We start from the raw sequence: 23,037 nt of genomic DNA, 5'->3' as shown, positions 1-23,037 counted from the left end.
ACGTCAGGGCAACGGCGGTATCCGACCGGCCATCCCCTGCTGCAGGTAGTCGATAAAGGCGCTGATGCGCCGGGGAAGATGGCGGCGGTGTTCGAATACCGCATAGAAATCGGCGCGCACCCCCTGCCAGCCGGGTAGCAAAGGAAGCAACGCCCCGCTGGCCAGGTGCTCGTTGACATCCCACCAGGAACGCAGCATCACGCCGTGGCCATCCAGCGCCAGACGGGTAATCACTTCACCGTCGTTGCTCGCAAGGCGCCCGCTGACCTTCACCGATTGCCCGGAACCGGGCGCATCACAACGCTCAAACCGCCACAGCGGAAAGTCGCTGTCGTTTTCGCGGATGACCAGGCAGCGATGCTCGGTCAGATCGGCAGGTACCTCCAACGCAGGCATTGCTGCAATATACGCAGGCGACGCGCATAGCACCCGGCGATTGGCCAGAAGCCGCCGCGCCACCAGGCGCGAGTCCGGTGGCTCGCCAATGCGAATGCCCACGTCGAAGCCATGGTCGCTCAAGTTGAGCGGGAAGTTGGTCAGCTCCAGCCAGCTGTCGATACCGGGGTGCGCGCGGCAAAACGCCGACAGTAACGGCGCGACATGGCGCCGGCCAAAGCCAAAGGTCGCGTTGACCCGCAAACGCCCACCGAGCGCCTGGCTTGCCGTATCGCCCAGGTCATTTTCCAGCTCATTGAGCTCGTCAAGAATCAACGCACCGCGGGAAAGATAGCGCTCGCCTTCGGCGGTCAGCGTCAACCGCCGCGTGGTTCGCGCCGCCAGCACGACACCAAGACGTGCCTCCAGCTGCTTGAGCCGCTTGCTGACGGCCGACAGCGACAGCCCCAGCTCCCTCGCGGTGGCGGTCAGGCTGCCCGCCCGGGCCAGCTGCTGAAAAAACGCCAGATCATCCAGGGGCGACATTGATTCTCCACTTTAAGGCAACAATAGCTTGAATAGTAGCCTGATTATCTTCTCGCTGACAGGGGCTACACTCTCCCCATGACGCACATTTCATGCGCAGAAAGTCCCGGCAAACGCCACTGATCAAAGAAGGAGTCCCCATGGCCCACCATATTGCCGTGATTGCCGGCGACGGCATTGGCACCGAAGTCATGCCCGAGGGCATTCGCGCCCTGGAAGCCGCCGCCAGGCGCTTCAATATCGACCTCGAGTTCACCACTTTCGAATTTGGCAGCTGCGACTACTACCTGGAGCACGGCAAGATGCTGCCGGACGACTGGTTCGAGCAGCTAAAAGACTTCGATGCGCTGTTCTACGGGGCGGTCGGCTGGCCCGACAAGGTGCCCGACCACATATCACTATGGGGCTCGCTGCTCCAGTTCCGCCGCCGGTTTGATCAATACATCAACCTGCGCCCCTGCAAGCTGATGCCCGGCATCAAGAGCCCGCTGGCCGGTCGCGAACCCGGCGATATCGACTTTTACGTGGTGCGCGAAAACACCGAGGGCGAGTACTCGAGCATCGGCGGCAAGATGTTTGAAGGCACCGAGCGCGAAATCGTCATTCAGGAAACCGTGATGAGCCGCACCGGCGTCGACCGGGTGCTGAAATACGCTTTCGACCTGGCCCAGACACGCCCGCGCAAAAAGCTCACCTCGGCCACCAAGTCCAACGGCATCTCGATCACCATGCCCTACTGGGACGAACGCGTGGCCGACATGGCCCGGCAGTACCCGGACATCGCCGTGGATAAATTCCATATCGACATCCTGACCGCCAACTTCGTCCTGCACCCGGACTGGTTCGACGTGGTGGTGGGCAGCAACCTGTTCGGCGATATCCTCTCCGACCTGGGGCCGGCCTGCACCGGCACCATCGGCATTGCGCCGTCGGCCAATATCAATCCGGAAGGCCATTTCCCCAGCCTGTTCGAACCGGTCCACGGCAGCGCCCCGGATATCGCCGGCAAAGGCATCGCCAACCCCATCGGCCAGATCTGGTCCGGCGCGATGATGCTGGAACACCTGGGTTATAAAGAGGCGGCCGACGCCATGGTGGCGGCCATCGAAGCGGTGCTTGGCGAAGGCGACAGCCAGGTACTGACCCGGGACGTGGGCGGCCAGGGCACCACGGAACGCCTGGGCAAGGCGATTGCCGAGCACCTGACGAACTAGCGCGAACGAAAGCGCCCCATCGCTGGATGAGCGATGGGGCGCTTTGCATTGCATGACACGCGCGATAGCGTGAATTAGCCTGCCAGTTTGGCCGCTATTCCCGCCACATGCTCACCCTGGAAGCGGGCAATTTTCAGCTCGCGCTCGTCCGGCTGGCGAGAGCCGTCGCCACCGGCGATGGTAGCGGCGCCATAGGGCGTACCGCCGCTCACCTTGGAAATGTCGAACTGCTCTTCGATGCCGTAGCCGATGGGCACAAGCACCATGCCGTGGTGGGCAAGCGTCGTCCAGGTAGACGTGATGGTCATTTCATCACCGCCGCCGGTTCCGGTAGAGGTGAAGACGCTGGCCACCTTGCCGCGCAGCGCGCCACTGGCCCACAGGCCGCCGGTCTGATCCAGGAAGGTGCGCATCTGGCCGGCCATGTTGCCAAAGCGCGTGGGCGTGCCAAAGATGATGGCGTCGTAATCCGCAAGCTCCTGGGGCGTGGCTTCAGGCGTTGCAAAGTCCTGCTTGCCGCCGGCGTTCTTGAAGGCGTCTTCCGGCATGGTTTCGGGCACGCGCTTGACGGTCACTTCAACGCCCCCGACACTTTTTGCGCCTTCGGCGACGGCGGTGGCCAGGGTATCGATATGACCGTACATGGAATAATAAAGCACCAATACTTTCGTCATTGCTCACTCCTTTGTGCTGCGATTTACGCCGTTTAGATAGACACCTCAACCTTAACGCAGCGGGGTGCAGATAAAAGCGAATGTTTTCGACCACCAGCATCGATTTCATCGACGCTCGGCGGCTTGCACCCCAGTTGTTTGAGATGCCGATCTTTCACGATCCCACCGCGCTTTTTCATGCGAACGACGCCGAGGGTTGTCGGTTGCGCCGAAGATGGTAAAGGTGGGCCACGTTTATCAGCTTGTTGCACTGCCAATGACACAACACAAAGTTACCAGGCGACTTTCTCTTTCTGGCGCTGCTACCCGCCATAGGGTGCCCACATGCTAGGCGAGTGGCTGGACTGCACGCTCGACGAGCAGCGCGATACTTCCCGGCAAGGCACCTTTGCCAGCGGTCGCTTTGCAATCAGTGCCCCTGGTGTTCTTCGCCTGACGCCGCATCGTCAACGCCCTGACGCTCACGCCTGTATCTTTTCAGCCGCCATCCACGGCAACGAAACCGCCCCCGTCGAGCTGATAGGTCGTCTGCTGAGCGCACTGGAAGCCGGAACGCTAACGCTCGGTGCGCCGGTGCTGGTGATTCTTGGCAATATTCCCGCCCTCAAGGCCCAGCAGCGCTTTGTCCACACCAACCTCAATCGGCTCTTTGAGCGCGGGCTCTCTGCCAGCGGTGACGAACCGGATCGCGCCCGCGAGTTGATGGCCGAGGTGGATCGCTTTTTCGACGACTACGCCGAGCTCCCCAGACTGCATTACGATCTGCACACGGCCATTCGCGCCAGTCTATTCCCGCGTTTCGTCGTAGAGCCCTATGCGGATAGCGACACACACAGCGAACAGTGGCGATGGCTTGCGGCCGCTGACATGCAAGCCGTGTTGCATCAGCACCAGCATAGCTGGACGTTTTCCCACTACAGCAAGCACTACCACGGCGCTCAGTCCTTTACTTTCGAGCTCGGCCGCGTGGCGCCCTTCGGGGAAAACGACATGGCAGCGCTGCAGCCGATGCTGGCACTGATTAGCCGCCTCGGCGAAGGTATGCCTCCGGAAGCTGGGGCAACGGCATCGGTTCCCTATTTCCGCGTACAGCACGAACTGATGCGTCACGGCGACGCATTCACGCTATGCTTTGCCGATGACACGCCCAACTTTACCCGCTTTGCGCCCGGCACCTGCCTGGCCAAGGACGACGTCAGTGGAGAATTCAGGGTGGGCGACACCCCGCTCCACGTGGTGTTTCCCAACGCCAACGTTGAAACAGGCGCGCGTGCCGCGCTACTGGTGGCCCCCTGCGCGCCACCCGCAGAATGAACGTTTGACAATAACAATGCAGTGGCGATGATCACCCGCTAGGCGTTCACTACGACCAACGTCGAGCCATAAAAACATCAGGAAAGCGTGCACCCGCCGTTTAGCCTGATAGAATCGCCCCTTTTTTCGCGCCAGCCGCCCTCAACACTCACTGTTGCTGCGGCAACTCAGTATTGGAGCCAATGACATGGCCGCTACGCCCATTCCTCTTGAAGTGCGACATATAAAAAAACGCTTTGGCGATACGGAAGTGCTCAAAGGGCTCTCCCTGCAGGCCCATAAAGGCGATGTGATTACCCTCATTGGGGCCTCGGGGTCAGGCAAAAGCACCTTCCTGCGCTGCATGAACCTCCTCGAGCAGCCGGACGAAGGCGACCTCTTCGTGCACGGCGAAGAAATCCGCTTCAAGCAGACCCGTCATGGCCGCGAGCCCGCCGACTGGAAGCAGGTCGTGCAGATGCGTGCCAAGCTGTCGATGGTGTTTCAAAGCTTCAACCTGTGGGCGCACATGACGCTGCTCGAAAACATCATCGAAGCGCCTATCCATGTGCTGGGCAAGCCCAGGAAAGAGGCCATCGAGCACGCCCATGCACTGCTCGACAGAGTCGGGTTGACCGCCCGCGCCGATGCCTACCCGGCGCAGATGTCCGGCGGCCAGCAGCAACGCGGCGCGATTGCCCGGGCACTGGCCATGGATCCCGAGGTCATGCTGTTCGACGAACCGACCTCGGCGCTCGACCCCGAGCTGGTAGGCGACGTCCTCAAGGTGATGCACGGCCTGGCCGAAGAAGGCCGCACCATGGTGGTCGTCACCCACGAGATGAGCTTTGCCCGGGACGTCTCGAGCCAGGTGATTTACCTCCACGAAGGCATGGTGGAAGAAGCGGGGCCACCTGAAGAGCTGATCGGCAATCCTCAATCTCCGCGCCTGAAGCAATTCCTGGCGCCTAAATACTGATTCGCGAGGCTCACTATGCTTGATCTTCATGGTTATGGCCCGCGCCTGCTGGAAGGCGCCGGCGTAACGGTTCAGCTAGCGCTGTTATCGCTGCTGCTCGCCATTGTGCTGGGGTTGGTGACTGCCGTCGCCAAGATGTCGCGCAGCTGGATAGCCCACCGCACGGCTACGCTGTATACCACCGTTATCCGTGGCGTGCCCGACCTGGTTCTGATGATGCTGCTGTTCTTCGGCGGACAGATCGGCGTCAACATGATCACCGACTGGCTCTACTATCAGTTTGATATCGATATTTTCATCAATATCAACGAGTTCGTGGCCGGCGTGGTGACCATCGGACTGATCTTCGGCGCCTACATGGGCGAAACCTTCCGCGGCGCCTTCATGGCGGTGGATCACGGCCAGATCGAGGCGGGCAAGGCCTACGGCATGAGCAACTCGCTGGTATTTCGCCGCATCCGCTTTCCCCAGATGATGCGCCACGCCCTGCCGGGCCTGTCGAACAACTGGATGGTGCTGCTCAAGACCACAGCGCTGGTCTCGGTCATCGGGCTTTCCGACATGGTGCGCGTGGCCGCCGAGGCCTCCAAGGCCACCCGTGAGCCCTTCCTGTTCATGATGGTCGTGGCGGTGATCTATCTGCTCATTGCCAGCGTGTCAGAGTGGTTTTTCGCCTACCTTCAAAAGCGCTATAGCCTGGGCTATGGGGAGGCAGACTGATGGAAGCACTTTTATCCTGGCTCGAGGCTCAGCTCGCCGACAACAGTATTTTTACCCTGCAGACGCTGTCGCACTACGGCGAAGGTCTGACGACCACCGTCCAGCTGGTGTTCCTCTCGCTGGTCATCGGTCTGGTCGCCGCCGTGCCGCTGGCCATCGGTCGAGGCTCGCGGCATGGCTGGATCAAATGGCCCATTTTCGCCTACACCTATGTCTTTCGTGGCACCCCGCTGCTCATCCAGCTCTACCTGATTTACTACGGCGTGGTGTTCGTCGACGGCATTCAGGAATCGTGGCTGTGGATCATTCTCGAAGACCCGTTCGTTCCCGCGCTGATTGCCTTCACCCTGAACACGGCAGCCTATACCACCGAGATTTTCCGCGGTGCCATCAAGTCGACCTCGAAAGGTGAAATCGAAGCGGCACGGGCGTATGGCATGTCCCCCGGGCTGACCATGCGGCGGATCATCATTCCCAGCGCCTTCCGTCGCGCCCTGCCCGCCTACGGCAATGAAGTGATCTTCATGCTTCACGCCAGCGCCATCGCAAGCGTGGTGACCATCATGGACCTGACCGGCGCGGCCCGCTTTGTGTATGCCCGCTATTACGCGCCCTTCGAGGCGTTCCTGTTCGTCGCGGCCATTTACCTGTGCCTGACCTTTGCCATTCTGTACTTCTTCCGCCATCTGGAGAAAAAACTGCTGGCCCACCTGCAACCGCAGAACGGCTAGTGTGAAACAAACGTTGGTTCGTGCGTCGACAAACCATTCGCGTCGGCGCTAAGCTAACAGCGGTTATGTTACTCACCATTCAGTGATTACATCCCTCAGGAGACTCACAATGAAAAAAGTCCTAACACTTTCTCTGCTCGGCTTGGCCATCGCGGCCACCAGCGCCCAGGCGCAGGACGGCGAAGAAGTCCGCATTGGCGTTGACGTTCCCTACGAACCCATGGAGTATCGCACCCCTGACGGCGAACTCACCGGCTTCGATATCGACCTGGGCAACGCCCTGTGTGACGAGATTGGCGTGAGCTGCGAGTGGATCGTACAGGGCTGGGACGGCATCATCCCCGGCCTGATGGCGCGTAAATACGATGCCATCATGTCGTCCATGACCATCAACGACGACCGTCGGAAGCAGGTGCTGTTCTCTGACCCCTACATCACCCCGCCGTCCGCCTGGTTTGCGCCTGAAGGCACCGAGCTGGACGAGATTAGCGAAGAAGCGCTGACCGACATGACCATCGGCGTTCAGCGGGGCACCCTGCAGGACAACTACGTCACCGACATGTACGGCGATGTGGCCGATATCAATCGCTACGCGACCGCCGATGACATGGTACTGGATATGGAGTCCGAGCGTCTGGACATCCTGTTCCTCGACTTCCCGGTGGGCAAGTCCACGCTGCTGGATAGCGAAGAAGGCGACTACGTCGTCGTCGGCGACATGCTGACCGAGCCGAAAGAATACTTCGGCGACGGCTTTGGTATCGCCTTCCGCCAACGCGACGAAGCACTTGCCGAGCAGTTCAACGACGCCCTCGAAACCCTTCGTGACAACGGCACCTACGACGAAATCTACGCGCGTTACTTCGACGTCGAGTAAGCGCCATCGCTGCCCTTCCCTGGCGCCCGCCGGGGAAGGTTGTCTGGCGATATCCCCGCCTCTCCCCCCTGCCACTTTACCTTTTCCCTTACGCAACGCAGCTTTGAGTGAACCCTCCTCCCGATTGCGGGTCATTGCCTTAGCAAGGCAGACGCGATTACTGCAACGCCCACCCAAGCGACCATGCACACGGAGGTCATATGGCCCAAGCGGCGACATTACCCAAACCTTCATCCCGCTGGACGGCTTGGGGTCAATGGCTCGCGCTGTTCACCATGACGGTGGATCACCTTACCCGCTACGTGCTGCCTGTCAGTTGGGAGCTTGACTGGGCGGGATCATCCATCGGGCGCATCGCCTTCCCGCTGTTTGCCGCCATGGTCGCCTGGCATGGCCTGTTCAATACCCGCAACCCTCTGCGTTACGCACGGCGTATCCTGGTGATCGGCATGGTTGCGCAGCTGCCCTATATGCTGATGCCCCGCGAGTCCGACGCCTTTATCCTCAATGTCTGCTTTACCCTGGCCAGCGGCCTGGCCATCGGCGCGCTCGTTCGCCTTGGCTGGCAGCAGTATCAGCGGCAGAACCTGCCCTTTGGCTGGGTGCTTGCCGGTGCAGCGGCCGGCGTGACGCTCTGGTACCTGCTGGGATTCTGGGTCGAGTACGGCCATAACGGCTTGCTGCTGATCCCCTTGATGATGTTTGCCATGCAGGCGCTGCGTGAAACCAGCGGCGACTTTTATAACCGGCTGTGGGCGGGGCTGGCCGCGTTTCCCGCCCTGTGGATTGCCGGGCAGATGAACAGCTCCGACATGGCCAAGTCATTCACGGTGGGCACCTGTATTGGGGTGCTGGTGCTGGCGGCGGGCGCCGCCAGGCGCATTCCCGACCTGCAATGGACAATGCCCAGGCGCCTGTGGCTGAGCTGGTATCCGGGGCATTTTGCGTTGATCGCGCTGTGGCTGTTGATCAGCGGCCAGCTGGGCTAGCCGAATCGCTGAAAGGCACCTGAGCCAGCCGCTGCGCTTCATCCAGCATCCACGGCTGATAGCGGCGCCACTGGGCACGCCCTTCCTCCTTGGCCTGGTACATGGCGAGGTCGGCTTCCTTCAACAGCTCGCCGTAATCGCAGCCGCTGGCCTGGAAACAGGTATATCCCATGCTGGGGGTGACCTCGACAGTCCGGGCTTCCAGGCGATAGGGCGGCGAAAGGGCCTGCTGTAGCGAGTGCATATACGCCTCGGCCCAGGCCTCCAGGGCGTCGGATGTCTGGGCGTCGGTGACGGCCAGCAGCACGAATTCATCGCCGCTCAGCCGCGCCGCCATATCGCCGTCGTACAGGCTGGCTCTCAAACGCTGGGCGACCTGAATGAGCAGGTCGTCACCGGCGGCGTGGCCGAGCGTATCGTTGATCAGCTTGAAACGATCCAGATCCATGAACAGCACCAGCCCACTGGCGTGCTGGTCGCCCGTGCACAAGGTTTCCAGCCGCTCGATGAACATGCGCCGGTTGGGCAGGTCGGTCAGCGCATCATAGTAAGCCTGGCGGTAAATGGTTGCTTCGCGGTCGGCCATGCTGACGCGCAGCGAAATATTGTCGTGGATGATGCGCCCCAGACGCCGACTGGTCAGCACCAGCAAGCTCAAGAATACCACCATGACAATCCCCATCATGGTGTGGGTCGGCACCTCTGATGTGAAGAACATCCACTGCAGGGGCAGGCCAATCGGCAACAGGAACAGAATCACGATCCACCAGATAGCGGAAATCATGGTCACGCTTCCGGCCGCCACGCCCGAGAGAATAATCGCCAGCGCCGCGATGTATTCAGGGCGGTCGGGGGTAAACATGAGCACACCGGCCAAGCCCCAGACGCACCCCGCCACCAGAACGGCGAGCGCAAACCAGACGGTCCATATCGGGCGCGCCTGTGACGCTGTCTCCGCCTGGAGAAACAGCGATGCCAGTCGCAAACGCACAAGCGAGATGGCGATGATGGCCACCAGCCAGCTGATCAATACCACGTGGTCGACGGCTTCCCACATGATACCGACGAGCAGGACAGCGCCCAGGATACCGGCGTATACGGGCTGCCACAGGTTGCTGTAGAGGATATGCACCTTTTCGCAGGTCAACCGTCGGGCCCTGCCGGAATCGGCATGGTCGTCCGGGCTACCCGAATCCAGCGGCGTCGACGCACTCACATTCTGTGGCATTGAAACATATCCCCCTAGGTTGCCCGTCGCGTCCGAACGCGTCTGGTTGTTCGGCGGCCCGCTTACTTGGCGGCATTTTCCTGCAGCGTCCGGGATCCGGCCAGTTTCTCAGCCTCGTCCCGCATCCAGGGGTGATAGCGGCGGCACCGGTCGCGACCCTCCATCTTGGCCTGATACATGGCGAGGTCGGCCTGCTTGAGCAGGTCGCCGTGGTCGCAGCCCCAGGACTGAAAACAGGCGTAGCCCATGCTGGGAGTCACCTCGACAACCTGGGCCCCCAGACGATAAGGAGGCGCAAGCGCCTGCTGGAGCGCCTGCATATAGTCCTCGGCCCAGGCCTCGAGCGCCTCGGGCGTCCTGGTCTCGGTGAGCGCCAGCAGCACGAACTCGTCGCCGCTCAGCCGCGCCGCCATGTCGCCGGGCTGGAGGCTGGCACTCAGACGGCGCGCAACCTGCACCAGCAGATCGTCACCGGCAGCATGGCCAAGCGTATCATTGATCAGCTTGAAGCGATCCAGATCCATGAACAGCAGCAGGCCGCTGGTGTGCTGGTCACCGGCGCACAGGGTTTCCAGGTGCTCGATGAACATGCGCCGGTTCGGCAGGTCGGTGAGCGCATCGTAATAGGCCTGCCGGTAGATGATGGCTTCGTGCCGCTTGCGCTCGGTGAAGTCCTCGATCATCGCCACACCGCCGACCATGCGCTGGCTGGCGCTGTGCACGCCGTTGAAAAACGCCCGCAGCGGCGTGCCTTCAGGAGCGTTGGGCAGGCAATAGGTGCCTTCGTAGTAGCCGGTGCCCTGACGCAGGGCGTCGCTGACGGCGCTGGCAACCGCCCTGTCGGCATTGGGCGAGAGCATGCAATAGCCGATCAGCTGCGCCCGCTCCACGCCGAGAATTTCCAGCAGCTTGCCGTTGCAGTCGGTCACGGTGCCGTGCTCGTCGAAGTGCATCACGCCCATCGGCGACTGGTGAAAGATCGACCGATAGCGATCCTCGCTTTCCATCAGCAGGGCTTCCCGCGATGCCATGCTGACGCGCAGCGAGATATTGTCATGAATAATGCGGCTCAAGCGTCGGCTGGTCACCAGCATCAGCCCCAGAAACAGCACCAGCATGCCGCCGACCAGTATCGACAGCGACGACCCGTGAAGTAAGAACTGCAGCAGCAAGGGCAGCATGATCGGCAGCACAAACCCGAGCGACACCCACCACACGGCGGAAAGCGTGGTCACGCCCCCCGCCGAAATCCCGGCCATGACAATCGACAGCGCGGCGACCTGCCCCGGCAGGTCGCCGTCAAACAGCTCGAAGCTGCCAAGCCCCCAGACGCACCCCGCTGCAACGGTGCCGATGCTGAAACGACGCAGCCAGCGATGACGCTGCTGTTGCGCCGCCGGCAGGCGATAAAAACGATAGGCCAGGCCAAGGCGAATGCCCGACACCACGACCAGCAGGCCCCACCATGCGATCAACTTCCAGTGCGCCACCTCGGGCCATAGCGCCGCCACCAGCAGCGTTGCCGCCACGATACTGGTGAGTACCGGCGCCCACATGTTGTCGTAGAGCAGGCGTACCTTTTCGCCGCGCAGGCTTTTCACCGCAATGTGGTGTTCGCGTTGAAACCGGCTGCGCAGACCCGACGCGACTGCCGTGCTAAAAGGCTCTGGCATACAATGTCCCTTATGTTGCCAAGCTGGCTTTCAAGCCATTCTTATTCATGAATAAACTCAATCCTTTTTAGCCGATTTTCCAATCCTTGGCGACTTAAGTTGACTATTGGATCGATAGGGCACAAAAAAGCCGCCTGGAAAAGCGGCTACCAGACTTAAAGGGTTGACTCGAAACTCCAGGCCACCGGCGGTGCCTCGGGCAGCAATGCCTGGCAGGCGCGCACCTTGTCGAGCAGCTCGGCATGGGTCTCCGCCACCACATTCACGTGGGCCAGCTTGCGCCCCGGACGCTCGGCCTTGTCGTAGCGATGCAGATGAGTATTGCCAATCGCCAGCAGCGCCGCGCTGTCGCCTTCACGGCCGATCACGTTGACCATGCAGGTCGGCGCAGTGGCCTCAGTGCTGCCTAGCGGCAGGCCTTGCACGGCGCGCAGGTGGTTTTCGAACTGGCTGGTCACCGCCCCGTCCATGGTCCAGTGGCCGGAGTTATGCACCCTCGGCGCCATTTCATTGGCCAGCAGGCTACCATCGCGGGTCTGGAACAGCTCCAGCGCCAGCACGCCCACGTAGTCCAGCTCGTCGAGCAGCGCGCGGATGTAGCCGTCGGCGGTTTGCTGAACGCGTTCGTCCAGATCCGGCAGCGGTGCCACCGAATAGCGCAGGATGCCGTCGACGTGCTGGTTCTCCGCCATGGGGTAGAAAACCACCTGGCCGTCACGGCCGCGCACGGCAATCATCGACACCTCGCGCACGAAATCGACAAAGGCCTCGACGATCAACCGCGAATGGCCAATCGATTGCCACGCCTCCTGCGCCTGTTCGGGCTGTTTCAACACCGCCTGGCCCTTGCCGTCGTAGCCTTCGGTCACCGACTTGGCGACCACCGGGCAGCCCAGCTCGCGGGCGGCGGCTTCCAACTGGTCGGCGCTTTCCACCACGCGGTACGCCGGCGTAGGGATGCCCAGGCGATCGAACAGCGCTTTTTCCTCAACGCGGTTCTGGCATACCTCGATGGCCCGGCTTCCCGGGTAGACTGGCTTGTGCTGTTCGATTTCCCGCACCAGGGCCACCGGCAGGTGTTCAAACTCGTAGGTCACCACCTCGACCCTGTCGAGAAAGGCCGCCAAGTGCTGGTTATCGGGGTCGACGATCACCTCGCCAATCCCGGCGCTGGGGCTGCCGGTGGTATCCAGAAAGGTGAACCGGTTGCCCAGCGGATAGCCCGAAAGCGCCAGCATGCGGCCCAGTTGGCCGGCGCCCAGCACACCGATATTAGCAGGAATGACAGAACTCATGAGCAGTACTCCTCAGGTCGCTTGGGCATCGGGGCGCGGATCGGGGTTATCCAGCACGGCCTGGGTCTGCTCGGCGCGGAATGCTTCCACCGCGTCGCGCACCGCAGCATCGTGCAATCCGACAATCTGCGCGGCCAGCAACCCCGCATTGGTCGCGCCTGCCTTACCGATCGCCAGGGTGCCCACCGCTATGCCACCGGGCATCTGGGCAATCGAGAGCAGCGAATCAAGCCCCTTCAGCGCCTTGGACTCCACCGGCACACCAAGCACCGGCAACGGCGTCTGGGACGCCACCATGCCCGGCAGGTGGGCAGCACCACCGGCCCCGGCCACGATCACCTGCAGGCCGCGCTCGGCGGCGGTCTTGGCATAGTCGAACAGCAGGTCCGGCGTGCGATGGGCGGACACCACCCGGGTTTCATAGGCAACGCCCAGCCGCTCGAGCATCGCCACCGCGTGCTCCATGACCGGCCAGTCCGATTTTGACCCCATGATCACGCCCACTTTGGGTGCGCTGTTCGACGACATGCCACTACTCCCCGGCCCGAGGCCTTGTCAAAACGCTGATAGACCGTGCCCCCATGCGACGGGGCACGCAAAAAAATTAAGCGGTTAGTTTACCAGAGCCAAGGGCTTTTCGGGGGGGTCTGCACGTCATGAAATTTTCGCCAAAAAAGGTATTGAAAAGCCCTTCGGTTGGCGGCATTGTGTCGATGTCACTTCAGACAGATGGAGCCTCATGAGTACGGCACGCTCAACTGCCCACGCGGATCTGCTCGATCCTCCGCGAAGCAGCCCTGACCTCGATGTCAGGGAACTCGAAAAACGCACGCGTCTTATGCGTATCATCACACGGCTGATTGCGGTATCAGACATGGGAAGCCGTGAAATCGCCCGCCGAGCGGGGCTACCCGTTCAGAAGGTCAGCGACCTGCTCGCTGGAAAGCTTGAGCACCTTAACGTGGATGAACTTCACGTTTTGCGTCGCACGCTGGAAATGGAGGCGCCATAGCGAATAGATCCTCCACGCCTCCTATTGGCTGTTTTTCTCTCGCTATATCGGCCGCCCTTGCAGCGGCCGTTTTTGTGCCCGCTTCATGCAACGCCCTCAGGGCGCAATCAACACGCCGCCAAACGCCACTACGATCACCACCGCCCAGGCAGGCAGCTTCCACACGCTCAACAGCAGAAAGCCGGTGAGCGCCAGGGCAAACTCGGGAGCGCCAACAATCGCACTCGTCCATACCGGATCATAGAGCGCCGCCCCCAGAATACCGACTACCGCTGCATTGGCACCGCGCATCAGCGCCTGAGCCCACTGCCACTGACGAAAGTGATTCCAGAACGGCAGTACGCCCACCAACAGCAAGAACCCCGGCAGGAAAATCGCCAGCAGGGCAAGCGTCGCGGTCAGCAAGCTACCGCCTGACGGTATCAGCGCGCCCAGGTAGGCCGAAAAGGTAAACAGCGGCCCGGGGATCGCCTGAGCCGCCCCGTAGCCGGTCAAAAATTCGTCGGCGGAAACCCAGCCCGACTGCACCACCTCGGCTTCAAGCAGCGGCAACACCACGTGACCACCGCCGAACACCAGCGCGCCTGAACGGTAAAAGGCATCGGTGATATCCAGCCAGATCGCCATGCCGGCCAACAGGGGCAGTAACACCAGCAGCCCGCCGAACAGCACGAGGGCGATGATGCCGACCAGGCGCGACACCGGGAAATGCAGTGGATCACTTTCAGCGGCCGCGGCCACGCCCCGGCATAGCAACAGCCCGGCGACGCCACCCAGCACAATGGCACTTACCTGCCCCAGCGGCCCGCTCACCGCCACAACGGCAAAGACGGCGGCCAGGGCGATACCCGCGCGGGTACGGTCCGGGCAGAGATTACGTGCCATGCCCCACACCGCATGGGCAACAATGGCCACGGCGACGACCTTCAAGCCATGAATAATACCACTGGCAATCGGCCCCTCAAGCACCGCAGCGCCAAAGGCGAACAGCACCAGCACAATGGCCGACGGCAGGGTAAACGCCAGCCAGGCCATGACCGCGCCCCAGGGGCCCGCCCGCATCAGCCCCAGGGCAAAGCCCACCTGGCTGCTGGCCGGGCCAGGTAGAAACTGACACAGCGCCACCATATCCGCGTAGGCGCTTTCCGTCAGCCACTTCCGGCGCGCAACAAACTCGCTGCGGAAGTAACCCAGATGCGCCACCGGCCCCCCAAAGGAGGTGAGCCCGAGCAGCAGAAACGCCTTGAAAACTTCGCTGACCCGTGACGTCTTGGAGTTCGCTTGCGTCGCCATTGAAACGATTCCTTTACGCCAATAAAAACGCCAGGTTATCCCTGGCGTTTGACATACACATGACAACGTTCCGCTTGACTGTCGTTTACTCTTCGTTGTCGGTGACCGCGCCAGTGCTCGCGGAGCTGACCAACCGCGCATACTTGGCCAGCACGCCACGGCGGTAACGCGGTGTCGGCTGGCGCCAGGCGGCACGGCGGCGAATCAGCTCGTCGTCGGAAACCGCCACTTCAATGGTGTCGGCCACCGCGTCGATGGTGATGGTGTCGCCGTCTTCGACCAGCGCCAGGGGGCCGCCCTCGAACGCCTCGGGGGACACATGGCCAACGACAAAGCCGTGGCTGCCGCCGGAGAAACGGCCATCGGTAATCAGCGCCACGTCGCTGCCCAGCCCACGGCCCATGATGGCCGACGTAGGCGTGAGCATTTCGCGCATGCCGGGGCCGCCCTTGGGGCCTTCGTAGCGAATCACTATCACGTCCCCGGCCACGACGGTGCCGTCATTGATGCGCGCCTGGGCTTCTTCCTCAGAGCCAAACACCCGTGCCGAACCGCTGAACCGCGTGCCTTCCTTGCCGGTAATCTTAGCCACCGCCCCTTCCGGCGCCAGGTTGCCATGGAGAATACGCAGATGGCTTTCGGCCTTAAGTGGGTTACCCAGCGGCGCGATAATTTTCTGGTCCAGCGGGTACGGCTCAACGTCGGCGAGGTTTTCCGCCAACGTCTTGCCGGTGACCGTCAGGCAGTCACCGTGCAGCAGGCCTGCGTCGAGCAGGATCTTCATCAGCGGCTGAATACCGCCAATCGCCACCAGCTCGCTCATCATGTAGTGGCCGCTGGGGCGCAGGTCAGCCACGACCGGCACGCGCTTGCCGATCTCGGTGAAGTCCTTGAGCGACAGTTCGACGCCAATGGTGCGCGCCATGGCCACCAGGTGAAGGACGGCGTTGGTCGATCCCCCCAGCGCAATGACCACGGTCACGGCGTTTTCAAACGCCTCGCGGGTCATGATGTCGGAAGGCTTGATATCGTTGGCCAGTAGCGCCAGCACGGCTTCGCCCGCCGCCTCACAGTCCTCGCGCTTGTCGCGGGAAATGGCGTTCTGCGCCGAGCTGCCTGGCAGGCTCATGCCCAGGGCTTCAATCGCCGAGGCCATGGTGTTGGCGGTGTACATGCCGCCGCAGGAACCCGGGCCGGGAATCGCCGTTTCCTCGATGTTCTTGAGTTCGATCAGGTCGATATCGCCGCGTGAGTGCGCGCCCATGGCCTCGAAGACCGACACGATATCGGTATGCCCCTCGCCGGGCATGATGGTGCCGCCATAGACAAACACGCTGGGGCGATTGAGCCGCGCCAGACCCATCACACAGCCGGGCATGTTCTTGTCGCAGCCGCCAATCGCCACCAGGCCATCAAACCCTTCGCAGCCCGCCACGGTCTCGATGGAATCGGCGATCACCTCGCGGGACACCAGCGAGTACTTCATGCCCTCGGTACCGTTGGCGATGCCATCGGAAATGGTGATGGTGTTAAAGATCACACCCTTGCCACCCGCCGCGTCTGCGCCGTCGCGGGCATGTTCAGCCAGCTCGCCAATGTGGCTGTTGCAGGGCGTCACCATGCTCCAGGTCGAGGCAACGCCCACCTGGGGCTTTTTGAAATCCTCATCGTTAAAACCCACGGCGCGCAGCATGGCGCGGCTGGCGGCTTTGCCTGGACCATCGACCACTGCGGAAGAATGACGGCGGGAATTTTGTGATGACTCAGTCATGGGGAAATATCTCTCAGCATTGTTCACGGTATCGGCATAGCTTGGCGATATATCGCGCATCCCGCAAGATGTTCATTTAAAGCGCCTTAACAGTATGCTGATTATTGCTTTTTCTTATCATCAAGTGTAAACCAAAGTTGACACTTTCAGCACTGCCAACTATAGCTATCAGCCAGTCCCGCGACATCGAACAGGCCAAAGCCATTGCCGCGCAATGGAAGGAGTAATTCTATGACCGTTTCTAACGTCACTTTCAGCCACTACGATACTGCCGATTACCTTCAAACTGAGGAAGATATTGCGGCTTATCTTGACGCAGTAATGGAAGAAAATGATCCAGCACTTCTCGCAGCCGCACTCGGTGATATCGCCCGTGCGCGCAACATGAGTCAACTTGCCAAGGACGTGGGCATGAGCCGCGAAGGACTCTACAAAGCCCTGTCTGGGGAAGGCAATCCGGCATTTTCAACCATCAGCAAAGTCGCCAACTCCCTAGGGTTGCGCCTGTCCATCGAACCGCTTTCACGGCCGAAAGCACATAGCTAACGCGCTTACCGCGCATCCCGCAAGATGTTAACTTATTGCGACGGAACGCTATGCTCCCGCGGACATCTCATTTCACTAGTTTCCTAGACGGCCGTGTTATGCCTCTGAGCCTGCACTGATAACTCAAACCCGCAGGCTTTCGCATAACGCTGAAGCGTTTTCCAACCGGGGTTACTGTCACCACGCTCTAGCCGACTAATATTACTTTTTTGGGTATGCAGACGCTTTGCCAATTCGTCTTGAGTCAGGCCTGCTTGCTGTCGCATGGTGATCAGCGTGTTGGCCAATTCAAACTCAGGTGCCAAGCGCTCGTATTCCGCTTTGACCTCGGGATTTTGGAGCGCCCTATCCTTTAGTGCTTGTAAGCTCATGACCGTTGTACCTCACGTTGGCGTATACGAGCCTATTTACATTACCCAGCTCCCTGAAGGTTATCTTTTATGATAACTCATTTGTCGTAAAAGTTCCTCTTTCCAATACGCATCCCGCAAGACGTTAACTTATGGCACCATACCCTTAGCCACCACCACCGCCGTGAAGGAACCTTGCGCATGCCCGCCAATTCGCTGCTTTCGCCAACATCGCTAACGCCAGGTTTCATGGTGGTGCATGGCAACCGCCTGGAAGATTTGCGCGGATTGGCGGTGGAATGGATGCGCCTGCACCCGCTCTCGCCGCTGGAGAATGAAACCATCCTGGTGCAGAGCAACGGTATCGGGCAGTGGCTGAAATTGGCGCTGGCGGAAGACCCGGAAAACGGCGGCGCGGGGATTGCGGCGGCGCTGGACGTGATGCTGCCCGCGCGGTTTCTGTGGCAGGCCTACCGCACGGTGCTGACTCACGTATCGCACAACGAAGACGCCGTGCCGGAAACCTCGCCGTTCGACAAATCCCGGCTGGTCTGGCGGCTACTCCGCCTGCTGCCCACCCTGGCCGAGCAGGAAGTGTTCGCGCCGCTGGCGCAGTTCCTGGAAGTCGACCGCGACCAGCGCAAGCACTACCAGCTGGCCGAGCGGCTGGCTGACCTCTTCGATCAGTACCAAGTGTATCGTGCCGACTGGCTGGACGCCTGGGCCAACGGCGAGGACGTGCTGATCACCGCTCGCGGCGAGGCCCGCCCGCTGGAAGACCACCAGCGCTGGCAGCCCGCCCTGTGGCGCATCCTGCGCGAAGACGTGGCCGCCACCCAGGGCGCTGCGGGCCTCGACAGCAGCCGCGCCCAGGTGCATCGGCGGTTTTTGAAGGCCACCGAACAGCTTGAGGGCCAGGCCTGCCCGCCGGGCCTGCCCCGGCGGCTGATCATTTTCGGCATCTCGTCGCTGCCCCAGCAAACCCTGGAAGCCCTGGCAGCGCTCTCACGCTGCTGCCAGGTGGTGCTCTGCGTGCACAACCCCTGCCAGTACTACTGGGCGGATATCATCGAGCACAAGGACCTGCTCCGCGCCAGCCGCTACCGCCAGCGGCGCAAGACCGGCATGCCCGAAGCGCTGGACGTACTGGGCACCGGTGACGCTGACGATGCCCTGCACCTTCACGCCCAGCCGCTGCTCGCCGCCTGGGGCAAACAGGGCCGCGACTACCTGCGCCTGCTGGATGAGCACGACGACACCGGCGACTACCAGACCCTGTTCGAGCAGCAGGCGCTGCGCATCGACATGTTCGAGCCGTTTTCCGGCGAACGCGGCTGCCTGCTCAGCCAATTGCAGGACGATATCCGCGAGCTGCGCCCGGTAGCGGAAACCCAAACCCACTGGCCCGCCCTCGACCCGGCGGATGACTCCCTGGTGTTTCATATCGCCCACGGCCCCCAGCGGGAAGTCGAGATTCTCCACGACCAGCTGCTGGCCGTCTTCAGCGCCGACCCCGAGCTGCGCCCGCGAGATATCATCGTCATGGTGCCGGATATCGACCGCTACGCGCCGCACATCGACGCAGTATTCGGCCAGCTTCAAAGCGACGACCCGCGCTTCATTCCCTACACGCTTTCCGACCAGGCCAGCCGCCACCGCCTGCCGATGATGATCGCCCTGGAAAAGCTGCTGCGCCTGCCGGAGCTGCGCCTGTCCGTCAGCGACCTGCTGGACCTGCTCGACGTCCCCGCCCTGCGCCAGCGCTTCGGGCTGGAAGAGCGCGACCTGCCGGTGCTCGAGCGCTGGATGGAAGGCGCGGGGATTCGCTGGGGGCTCAACGCCAAGCAGCGTCAAACCCTGGAGTTGCCCGGCGGGCTCAGCCAGAACACCTGGGCCTTTGGCCTGCGCCGCCTCTTGCTGGGTTACACCGTGGGCGACGGCGACGCCTGGCAGGGCATCGAGCCGTTCGACGATATCGGCGGGCTGGAAGCGGGCCTTGCCGGGCCGTTGGCGACGCTGCTGGAAAAACTCGAAGCCACCTGGGAGACCTTCCGCCAGCCCACCGATGCCGCCAGCTGGGTAGAACGGCTGCGCACCCTGCTGGAAACCTTCTTCCTGACCGACGACGCCCAGGAAAGCGTGATGCTCACCAAGCTGGAAAACGGCCTGCAGCAAATCCTCGAAAGCAGCCGCGAAGCCCAGTTGGAGGATCCGCTGCCGCTTTCCATGGTGCGCGAACACTGGCTCGCGCAGATCGATGAGCACAGCCTTTCCCAGCGCTTCTTGGCCGGGGCGGTCAACTTCGCCACCCTGATGCCCATGCGCGCCATCCCCTTCAAGCGGGTGTGCCTGCTGGGTATGAACGACGGCGAATACCCCCGCTCCCAGCCGCCGCTGGACTTCGACCTGATGGGCAGCGACTACCGCCCCGGCGACCGCTCCCGCCGGGAAGACGACCGCTACCTGTTTCTCGAAGCGCTGCTCTCCGCCCGCGACCAGCTCTACATCAGTTGGGTCGGCCGCAGCCAGATCGACAACACGCCGCTTCCGCCCTCGGTGCTGGTCGGCCAGCTGCGCGACCACCTGGCCGCCGGTTGGCACTTTGAAAACGGCGTGCCGCTGCTGGATCCCCTGACCACCGAGCACCCGCTGCAGCCATTCAGCCGCCGCTATTTCGAAGACAGCACCGAGTCCGCCCAGCTATTCACCTATATCCATGAGTGGCGTGGGGTCCATGAATGGCGCGACGATCAATCCCCCAGAGCGCCACGGTCTCAGCCCGAAAAGCTCCCCCCGCCGGAAAACGCCCCCGCCAGCCTGTCCCTCGGCCAACTGGGCGGCTTTCTGCGCGAACCGGTGCGCAGCTTCTTCAATACTCGGCTAGGGGTGTATTTCGAGCAGGAAGCCATCGCCGAGCTGGACGCCGAACCCTTCGCCCTGGACGGCCTGCAGAACTGGCAGCTGCAGGACCGGCTCATCGCCGCCCAGCGCCACGCGGTGGACAACGGCGAGCCACGCCTGGAAGCCCTCGACGCCCAGTTGGAACGCTTCCAGCGCCAGGGCGTGCTCGCCATGGGGGCCTTTGGGGAGCGCATGCGCGAGTCGCTGGCCGAACCCATGGACGACCTGTTCAGCGCCTATCAGGAAGCCCTGGACCAGTGGCCCATTGCCTTACCCGCGCCGGAGCCGGTTCGCGTAGAAAGTGCCGACGGCATCGTGCTGGAAGACTGGCTGAACGAACTGCGCCAGAACGAGGCCGGCGAGCGCTGCCGGTTGTTACTCCTCAGCAGCAGCCTGATCAGCCAGGGCAGCGGGCGCGGTCAGTACCGCTGGACCCACCTGCTGCGCCCCTGGGTGGCGCACCTGGCGGGCAACCTCAGCGGCCCGATGACCACCCAGCTACTTTCCAAGGCAGGCAACATCACGCTGGAACCCATCGCCGCCGACACCGCCCGCGCCCACCTGGACACCCAGATGACCGCCTGGCAAGCAGGCCTTCAAGCCCCGCTACCGCTAGCCCCCCAGGCGGCGTTTGCCTGGCTGACCAAGCTAGGCACGCCGGAGATCGCTGAAGAAAAAGGCCGGGAAAGCGACGCCTACGCCGCCGCCGAAGGCGCCTATGACGGCGGCCGCTTCCAGACCGGCGAAGTCGCCCAAAGCGAGTACCTGGCCCACCAGTGGCCCCGCTTCGAGCGGCTGTTCAATGACCACCGCGAACAGGCACACAGCTTCGCCGCGCTGACCGAGGCGCTCTATGCCCCTCTACACAAATCGGTAAAGGGATGACTAATCCGCACCGGGTTCCAGCGTTTCCAACTCAAAGGCCACGATCTGGCGCAGGGCGCTGGAAAACTCCTCGAGCAGGCGCTAATCACGCTTCCCATTAAGCGACAATATCCGCCTCGCCAGCGAGATCATCTCCGGGTCGCCGGTGTTCTTTTCCGCCACGTCGGAAAGCTTGATCACCGGCAGCCAGCCCTGCCCTTCCGGGCGCGCCTCGACCATCTTGATCACCATGTTCATCGGCTCAACACCCACGTCATTGGTGAAGTTGGTGCCGATGCCGAATGCCATCCCAATGCGATCCTTACAAAAAGCGTGAATGCGCTCGACCTTCTCGGGCGTTAACGCATCGGAAAAGATAATCGTCTTGCTCAGCGGGTTAATCCCCAGGCGCTCATAGTGGGCAATGGTCTGTGAGGCAAAATCGATCGGGTCGCCACTGTCGTGGCGCACGCCGTCAAACAGCTTGGCGAATTTCTTATCGAAGCTGTCGTAAAAGGCCCGCGTGGTGAAGGTATCCGTTAAGGCAATACCCAGATCCCCACGGTACACATCCACCCAATGCTCAAGGGCAAGGCTATTGGCCATCTTGAAGCCGAAGCGCGCTCCGTGAAACATGAACCACTCGTGGGCGTGGGTGCCGATCGGCTTGACGTCGTGACGCATGGCCAACAGCACATTGCTGGTGCCGCTGAAGGCCTCGCCACCATAGTTACCAAGCGCCCCCACCACCCGGTCGTGAACCTCAAAGGAAAAACGCCGGCGGGTGCCGAACTCGGCGATCTTCAGCCCCAGCCGCCGGTAGAGCTCGATCTTCTCCTGGGCGCGCTGCTCGACCATCGCATCGGTCTCGGGCGTGATCGTCACCCCGCGCATGCGATACCAGAGCTCGCTGATCAACGCCATCAACGGCACTTCCCAGAGAATGGTGCGGTACCAGGGCCCTTCGATAATCACCGAAAGATCACTCCCTTGCTGCTCGATACTCACCTCGCTGGGGTTGTAGTGAAACCCGGCGAGAAAGTCGAGATAGGTAGGGTCGAGATAAGGGCAGGTGATTTCGAGATAACGCTTCTCTGCATCGCTCAACCGCAACGTCGCCATCTTGTCCACTTCCTGGCGCAGCGTGGCGCCGAAGCCTTCGGGAAACGCGTGCTCGCCACGGTTGATAAAGGCATAGCGGGCATGGGCATAGGGAAAGCGCTTGATCACGGCGTTCTGCATCGTGATCTTGTAAAAGTCGTTATCCAGCAGCGATGTCAGCATGAGATCCCGTCGTTAGAATGAACCGAAGCCGCCGGTAGCGTAAACTAGAATGCACCCCAATGGCTCGGCAACAAGATTATCAGGTGGCGGGGCTGTCATACAGTTAAGGAGGCTAGCTTCATGCGTATTACCCAAACACATCGCACCATCATTCTGTCTGGCGTGAGCGAGTTTATCGGTGATGATGTGGAAACCCGTGTGTTTGGCTCAAGGCTAGATGATGCCGAGCGAGGCGGCAGCGTTGAGCTACTGCTGATTTCCCGGACAGCGATACCGCCGCAGTCCTGTGCTGCACTCAAGCAGGTGCTCGAAAAATACCTCAAGCTGCCGGTGGACATCGTCACCTACGTATCGACGGACAAGCCAAGCCCCACCCAGGCAAGCGTCCTGGCCGAAGCGCTCCCGATTGATTAGAAGGATAC

The 23,037-nt window shown here is 61.7% G+C and carries 21 protein-coding genes; 11 read left to right on the top strand and 10 right to left on the bottom strand.

What is annotated here, in order from left to right; genetic code table 11:
- Positions 1 to 3 precede the first annotated feature (3 nt).
- On the bottom strand, positions 4 to 921 hold the full coding sequence (locus tag QC815_RS13465; protein ID WP_230447386.1) for a LysR family transcriptional regulator: 918 nt from the start codon (positions 919 to 921) through the stop codon (positions 4 to 6).
- 140 nt (positions 922 to 1,061) lie between these two features.
- Between QC815_RS13465 and QC815_RS13460 the strand changes: the two genes are divergently transcribed.
- On the top strand, positions 1,062 to 2,135 hold the full coding sequence (locus QC815_RS13460; protein WP_230447385.1) for a tartrate dehydrogenase: 1,074 nt from the start codon (positions 1,062 to 1,064) through the stop codon (positions 2,133 to 2,135).
- Between the two features lie 74 nt (positions 2,136 to 2,209).
- Here the strand turns inward: QC815_RS13460 and wrbA are convergent, their stop codons facing one another.
- On the bottom strand, positions 2,210 to 2,809 hold the full coding sequence (wrbA, locus tag QC815_RS13455) for an NAD(P)H:quinone oxidoreductase (protein ID WP_230447384.1): 600 nt from the start codon (positions 2,807 to 2,809) through the stop codon (positions 2,210 to 2,212).
- Positions 2,810 to 3,133: 324 nt separating this feature from the next.
- On the opposite strand from wrbA, the gene QC815_RS13450 reads away from it, so the two are divergent.
- From QC815_RS13450 to QC815_RS13425, 6 genes are all read left to right on the top strand, one after another.
- The gene (locus tag QC815_RS13450; protein ID WP_230447383.1) at positions 3,134 to 4,123 is read left to right on the top strand and encodes a succinylglutamate desuccinylase; all 990 of its coding nucleotides are present in this window, start codon (positions 3,134 to 3,136) and stop codon (positions 4,121 to 4,123) included.
- A gap of 187 nt (positions 4,124 to 4,310) precedes the next feature.
- A complete protein-coding gene (locus QC815_RS13445; protein ID WP_310540299.1) occupies positions 4,311 to 5,081 on the top strand; it encodes an ABC transporter ATP-binding protein in 771 nt (256 codons plus the stop codon).
- A 15-nt stretch (positions 5,082 to 5,096) separates the two neighbouring features.
- On the top strand, positions 5,097 to 5,801 hold the full coding sequence (locus tag QC815_RS13440; protein ID WP_230447381.1) for an ABC transporter permease: 705 nt from the start codon (positions 5,097 to 5,099) through the stop codon (positions 5,799 to 5,801).
- On the top strand, positions 5,801 to 6,532 hold the full coding sequence (locus QC815_RS13435) for an ABC transporter permease (RefSeq protein WP_230447380.1): 732 nt from the start codon (positions 5,801 to 5,803) through the stop codon (positions 6,530 to 6,532). Before QC815_RS13440 ends, QC815_RS13435 begins: the two co-directional genes overlap by 1 nt.
- A gap of 109 nt (positions 6,533 to 6,641) precedes the next feature.
- Positions 6,642 to 7,409, top strand: a complete 768-nt coding sequence (locus QC815_RS13430) for a transporter substrate-binding domain-containing protein (protein WP_230447379.1) — start codon at positions 6,642 to 6,644, stop codon at positions 7,407 to 7,409.
- Between the two features lie 200 nt (positions 7,410 to 7,609).
- Positions 7,610 to 8,398 carry a TraX family protein gene (locus QC815_RS13425; protein WP_230447378.1) on the top strand — a complete coding sequence of 263 codons (789 nt, stop codon included), beginning with the start codon at positions 7,610 to 7,612 and terminating at the stop codon, positions 8,396 to 8,398.
- On the opposite strand, the gene QC815_RS13420 is transcribed toward QC815_RS13425, so the two are convergent.
- From QC815_RS13420 to purE, 4 genes are all read right to left on the bottom strand, one after another.
- Positions 8,379 to 9,626 (bottom strand): diguanylate cyclase domain-containing protein, encoded by a 1,248-nt coding sequence (locus tag QC815_RS13420; protein WP_310540295.1) that lies wholly within the window; start codon positions 9,624 to 9,626, stop codon positions 8,379 to 8,381. The two genes, QC815_RS13425 and QC815_RS13420, sit on opposite strands and share 20 nt — an antisense overlap.
- Before the next feature lie 62 nt (positions 9,627 to 9,688).
- Positions 9,689 to 11,299, bottom strand: a complete 1,611-nt coding sequence (locus tag QC815_RS13415) for a sensor domain-containing diguanylate cyclase (protein WP_230447377.1) — start codon at positions 11,297 to 11,299, stop codon at positions 9,689 to 9,691.
- A gap of 155 nt (positions 11,300 to 11,454) precedes the next feature.
- A complete protein-coding gene (locus QC815_RS13410; RefSeq protein ID WP_230447376.1) occupies positions 11,455 to 12,594 on the bottom strand; it encodes a 5-(carboxyamino)imidazole ribonucleotide synthase in 1,140 nt (379 codons plus the stop codon).
- Between the two features lie 12 nt (positions 12,595 to 12,606).
- A complete protein-coding gene (gene purE, locus QC815_RS13405) occupies positions 12,607 to 13,122 on the bottom strand; it encodes a 5-(carboxyamino)imidazole ribonucleotide mutase (protein ID WP_230447375.1) in 516 nt (171 codons plus the stop codon).
- Positions 13,123 to 13,333: 211 nt separating this feature from the next.
- Between purE and QC815_RS13400 the strand changes: the two genes are divergently transcribed.
- Complete coding sequence (locus tag QC815_RS13400; protein WP_230447374.1) at positions 13,334 to 13,606, top strand: XRE family transcriptional regulator; 273 nt, start codon at positions 13,334 to 13,336, stop codon at positions 13,604 to 13,606.
- Positions 13,607 to 13,702: 96 nt separating this feature from the next.
- On the opposite strand, the gene chrA is transcribed toward QC815_RS13400, so the two are convergent.
- Positions 13,703 to 14,899: a chromate efflux transporter gene (gene chrA, locus QC815_RS13395; protein WP_230447373.1), complete on the bottom strand. Its 1,197-nt coding sequence runs from the start codon at positions 14,897 to 14,899 to the stop codon at positions 13,703 to 13,705.
- An 85-nt stretch (positions 14,900 to 14,984) separates the two neighbouring features.
- Positions 14,985 to 16,670: a dihydroxy-acid dehydratase gene (gene ilvD, locus QC815_RS13390; RefSeq protein ID WP_310540292.1), complete on the bottom strand. Its 1,686-nt coding sequence runs from the start codon at positions 16,668 to 16,670 to the stop codon at positions 14,985 to 14,987.
- 231 nt (positions 16,671 to 16,901) lie between these two features.
- On the opposite strand from ilvD, the gene QC815_RS13385 reads away from it, so the two are divergent.
- Positions 16,902 to 17,216, top strand: coding sequence for an addiction module antidote protein (locus tag QC815_RS13385; protein WP_074397081.1), 315 nt, complete (start codon positions 16,902 to 16,904; stop codon positions 17,214 to 17,216).
- A gap of 83 nt (positions 17,217 to 17,299) precedes the next feature.
- Here the strand turns inward: QC815_RS13385 and QC815_RS13380 are convergent, their stop codons facing one another.
- The gene (locus QC815_RS13380; protein ID WP_074397082.1) at positions 17,300 to 17,587 is read right to left on the bottom strand and encodes a helix-turn-helix domain-containing protein; all 288 of its coding nucleotides are present in this window, start codon (positions 17,585 to 17,587) and stop codon (positions 17,300 to 17,302) included.
- A 180-nt stretch (positions 17,588 to 17,767) separates the two neighbouring features.
- Here QC815_RS13380 and recC point away from each other — a divergent pair, with 180 nt between their 5' ends.
- Positions 17,768 to 21,352, top strand: coding sequence for an exodeoxyribonuclease V subunit gamma (recC, locus tag QC815_RS13375; protein WP_310540288.1), 3,585 nt, complete (start codon positions 17,768 to 17,770; stop codon positions 21,350 to 21,352).
- An 81-nt stretch (positions 21,353 to 21,433) separates the two neighbouring features.
- Here the strand turns inward: recC and pncB are convergent, their stop codons facing one another.
- On the bottom strand, positions 21,434 to 22,615 hold the full coding sequence (gene pncB / locus QC815_RS13370) for a nicotinate phosphoribosyltransferase (RefSeq protein ID WP_310540286.1): 1,182 nt from the start codon (positions 22,613 to 22,615) through the stop codon (positions 21,434 to 21,436).
- A 120-nt stretch (positions 22,616 to 22,735) separates the two neighbouring features.
- Between pncB and QC815_RS13365 the strand changes: the two genes are divergently transcribed.
- Entirely contained in the window at positions 22,736 to 23,029 is a 294-nt protein-coding gene (locus QC815_RS13365) for a nucleotidyltransferase domain-containing protein (RefSeq protein ID WP_230447369.1), read from the top strand.
- Positions 23,030 to 23,037: the final 8 nt, after the last annotated feature.

Origin of the sequence: Vreelandella gomseomensis (assembly GCF_031451645.1) — a bacterium.
Classification (GTDB): Bacteria; Pseudomonadota; Gammaproteobacteria; order Pseudomonadales; family Halomonadaceae; genus Vreelandella; species Vreelandella gomseomensis.
This window is presented reverse-complemented; position numbering and strand designations above follow the sequence as displayed.

Excerpts from the sequence above, each read along its gene's own strand:
- QC815_RS13380 (WP_074397082.1), bottom strand. The coding sequence starts at position 17,587 with ATGAGCTTACAAGCACTAAAGGATAGGGCGCTCCAAAATCCCGAGGTC.
- purE (WP_230447375.1), bottom strand. The coding sequence starts at position 13,122 with ATGTCGTCGAACAGCGCACCCAAAGTGGGCGTGATCATGGGGTCAAAA.
- chrA (WP_230447373.1), bottom strand. The coding sequence starts at position 14,899 with ATGGCGACGCAAGCGAACTCCAAGACGTCACGGGTCAGCGAAGTTTTC.
- wrbA (WP_230447384.1), bottom strand. The coding sequence starts at position 2,809 with ATGACGAAAGTATTGGTGCTTTATTATTCCATGTACGGTCATATCGAT.
- QC815_RS13435 (WP_230447380.1), top strand. The coding sequence starts at position 5,801 with ATGGAAGCACTTTTATCCTGGCTCGAGGCTCAGCTCGCCGACAACAGT.
- QC815_RS13430 (WP_230447379.1), top strand. The coding sequence starts at position 6,642 with ATGAAAAAAGTCCTAACACTTTCTCTGCTCGGCTTGGCCATCGCGGCC.
- QC815_RS13400 (WP_230447374.1), top strand. The coding sequence starts at position 13,334 with ATGAGTACGGCACGCTCAACTGCCCACGCGGATCTGCTCGATCCTCCG.
- QC815_RS13460 (WP_230447385.1), top strand. The coding sequence starts at position 1,062 with ATGGCCCACCATATTGCCGTGATTGCCGGCGACGGCATTGGCACCGAA.
- QC815_RS13445 (WP_310540299.1), top strand. The coding sequence starts at position 4,311 with ATGGCCGCTACGCCCATTCCTCTTGAAGTGCGACATATAAAAAAACGC.
- recC (WP_310540288.1), top strand. The coding sequence starts at position 17,768 with ATGCCCGCCAATTCGCTGCTTTCGCCAACATCGCTAACGCCAGGTTTC.
- QC815_RS13440 (WP_230447381.1), top strand. The coding sequence starts at position 5,097 with ATGCTTGATCTTCATGGTTATGGCCCGCGCCTGCTGGAAGGCGCCGGC.
- QC815_RS13410 (WP_230447376.1), bottom strand. The coding sequence starts at position 12,594 with ATGAGTTCTGTCATTCCTGCTAATATCGGTGTGCTGGGCGCCGGCCAA.
- QC815_RS13385 (WP_074397081.1), top strand. The coding sequence starts at position 16,902 with ATGACCGTTTCTAACGTCACTTTCAGCCACTACGATACTGCCGATTAC.
- QC815_RS13425 (WP_230447378.1), top strand. The coding sequence starts at position 7,610 with ATGGCCCAAGCGGCGACATTACCCAAACCTTCATCCCGCTGGACGGCT.
- QC815_RS13465 (WP_230447386.1), bottom strand. The coding sequence starts at position 921 with ATGTCGCCCCTGGATGATCTGGCGTTTTTTCAGCAGCTGGCCCGGGCG.
- pncB (WP_310540286.1), bottom strand. The coding sequence starts at position 22,615 with ATGCTGACATCGCTGCTGGATAACGACTTTTACAAGATCACGATGCAG.
- QC815_RS13420 (WP_310540295.1), bottom strand. The coding sequence starts at position 9,626 with ATGCCACAGAATGTGAGTGCGTCGACGCCGCTGGATTCGGGTAGCCCG.
- ilvD (WP_310540292.1), bottom strand. The coding sequence starts at position 16,670 with ATGACTGAGTCATCACAAAATTCCCGCCGTCATTCTTCCGCAGTGGTC.
- QC815_RS13450 (WP_230447383.1), top strand. The coding sequence starts at position 3,134 with ATGCTAGGCGAGTGGCTGGACTGCACGCTCGACGAGCAGCGCGATACT.
- QC815_RS13415 (WP_230447377.1), bottom strand. The coding sequence starts at position 11,299 with ATGCCAGAGCCTTTTAGCACGGCAGTCGCGTCGGGTCTGCGCAGCCGG.
- QC815_RS13365 (WP_230447369.1), top strand. The coding sequence starts at position 22,736 with ATGCGTATTACCCAAACACATCGCACCATCATTCTGTCTGGCGTGAGC.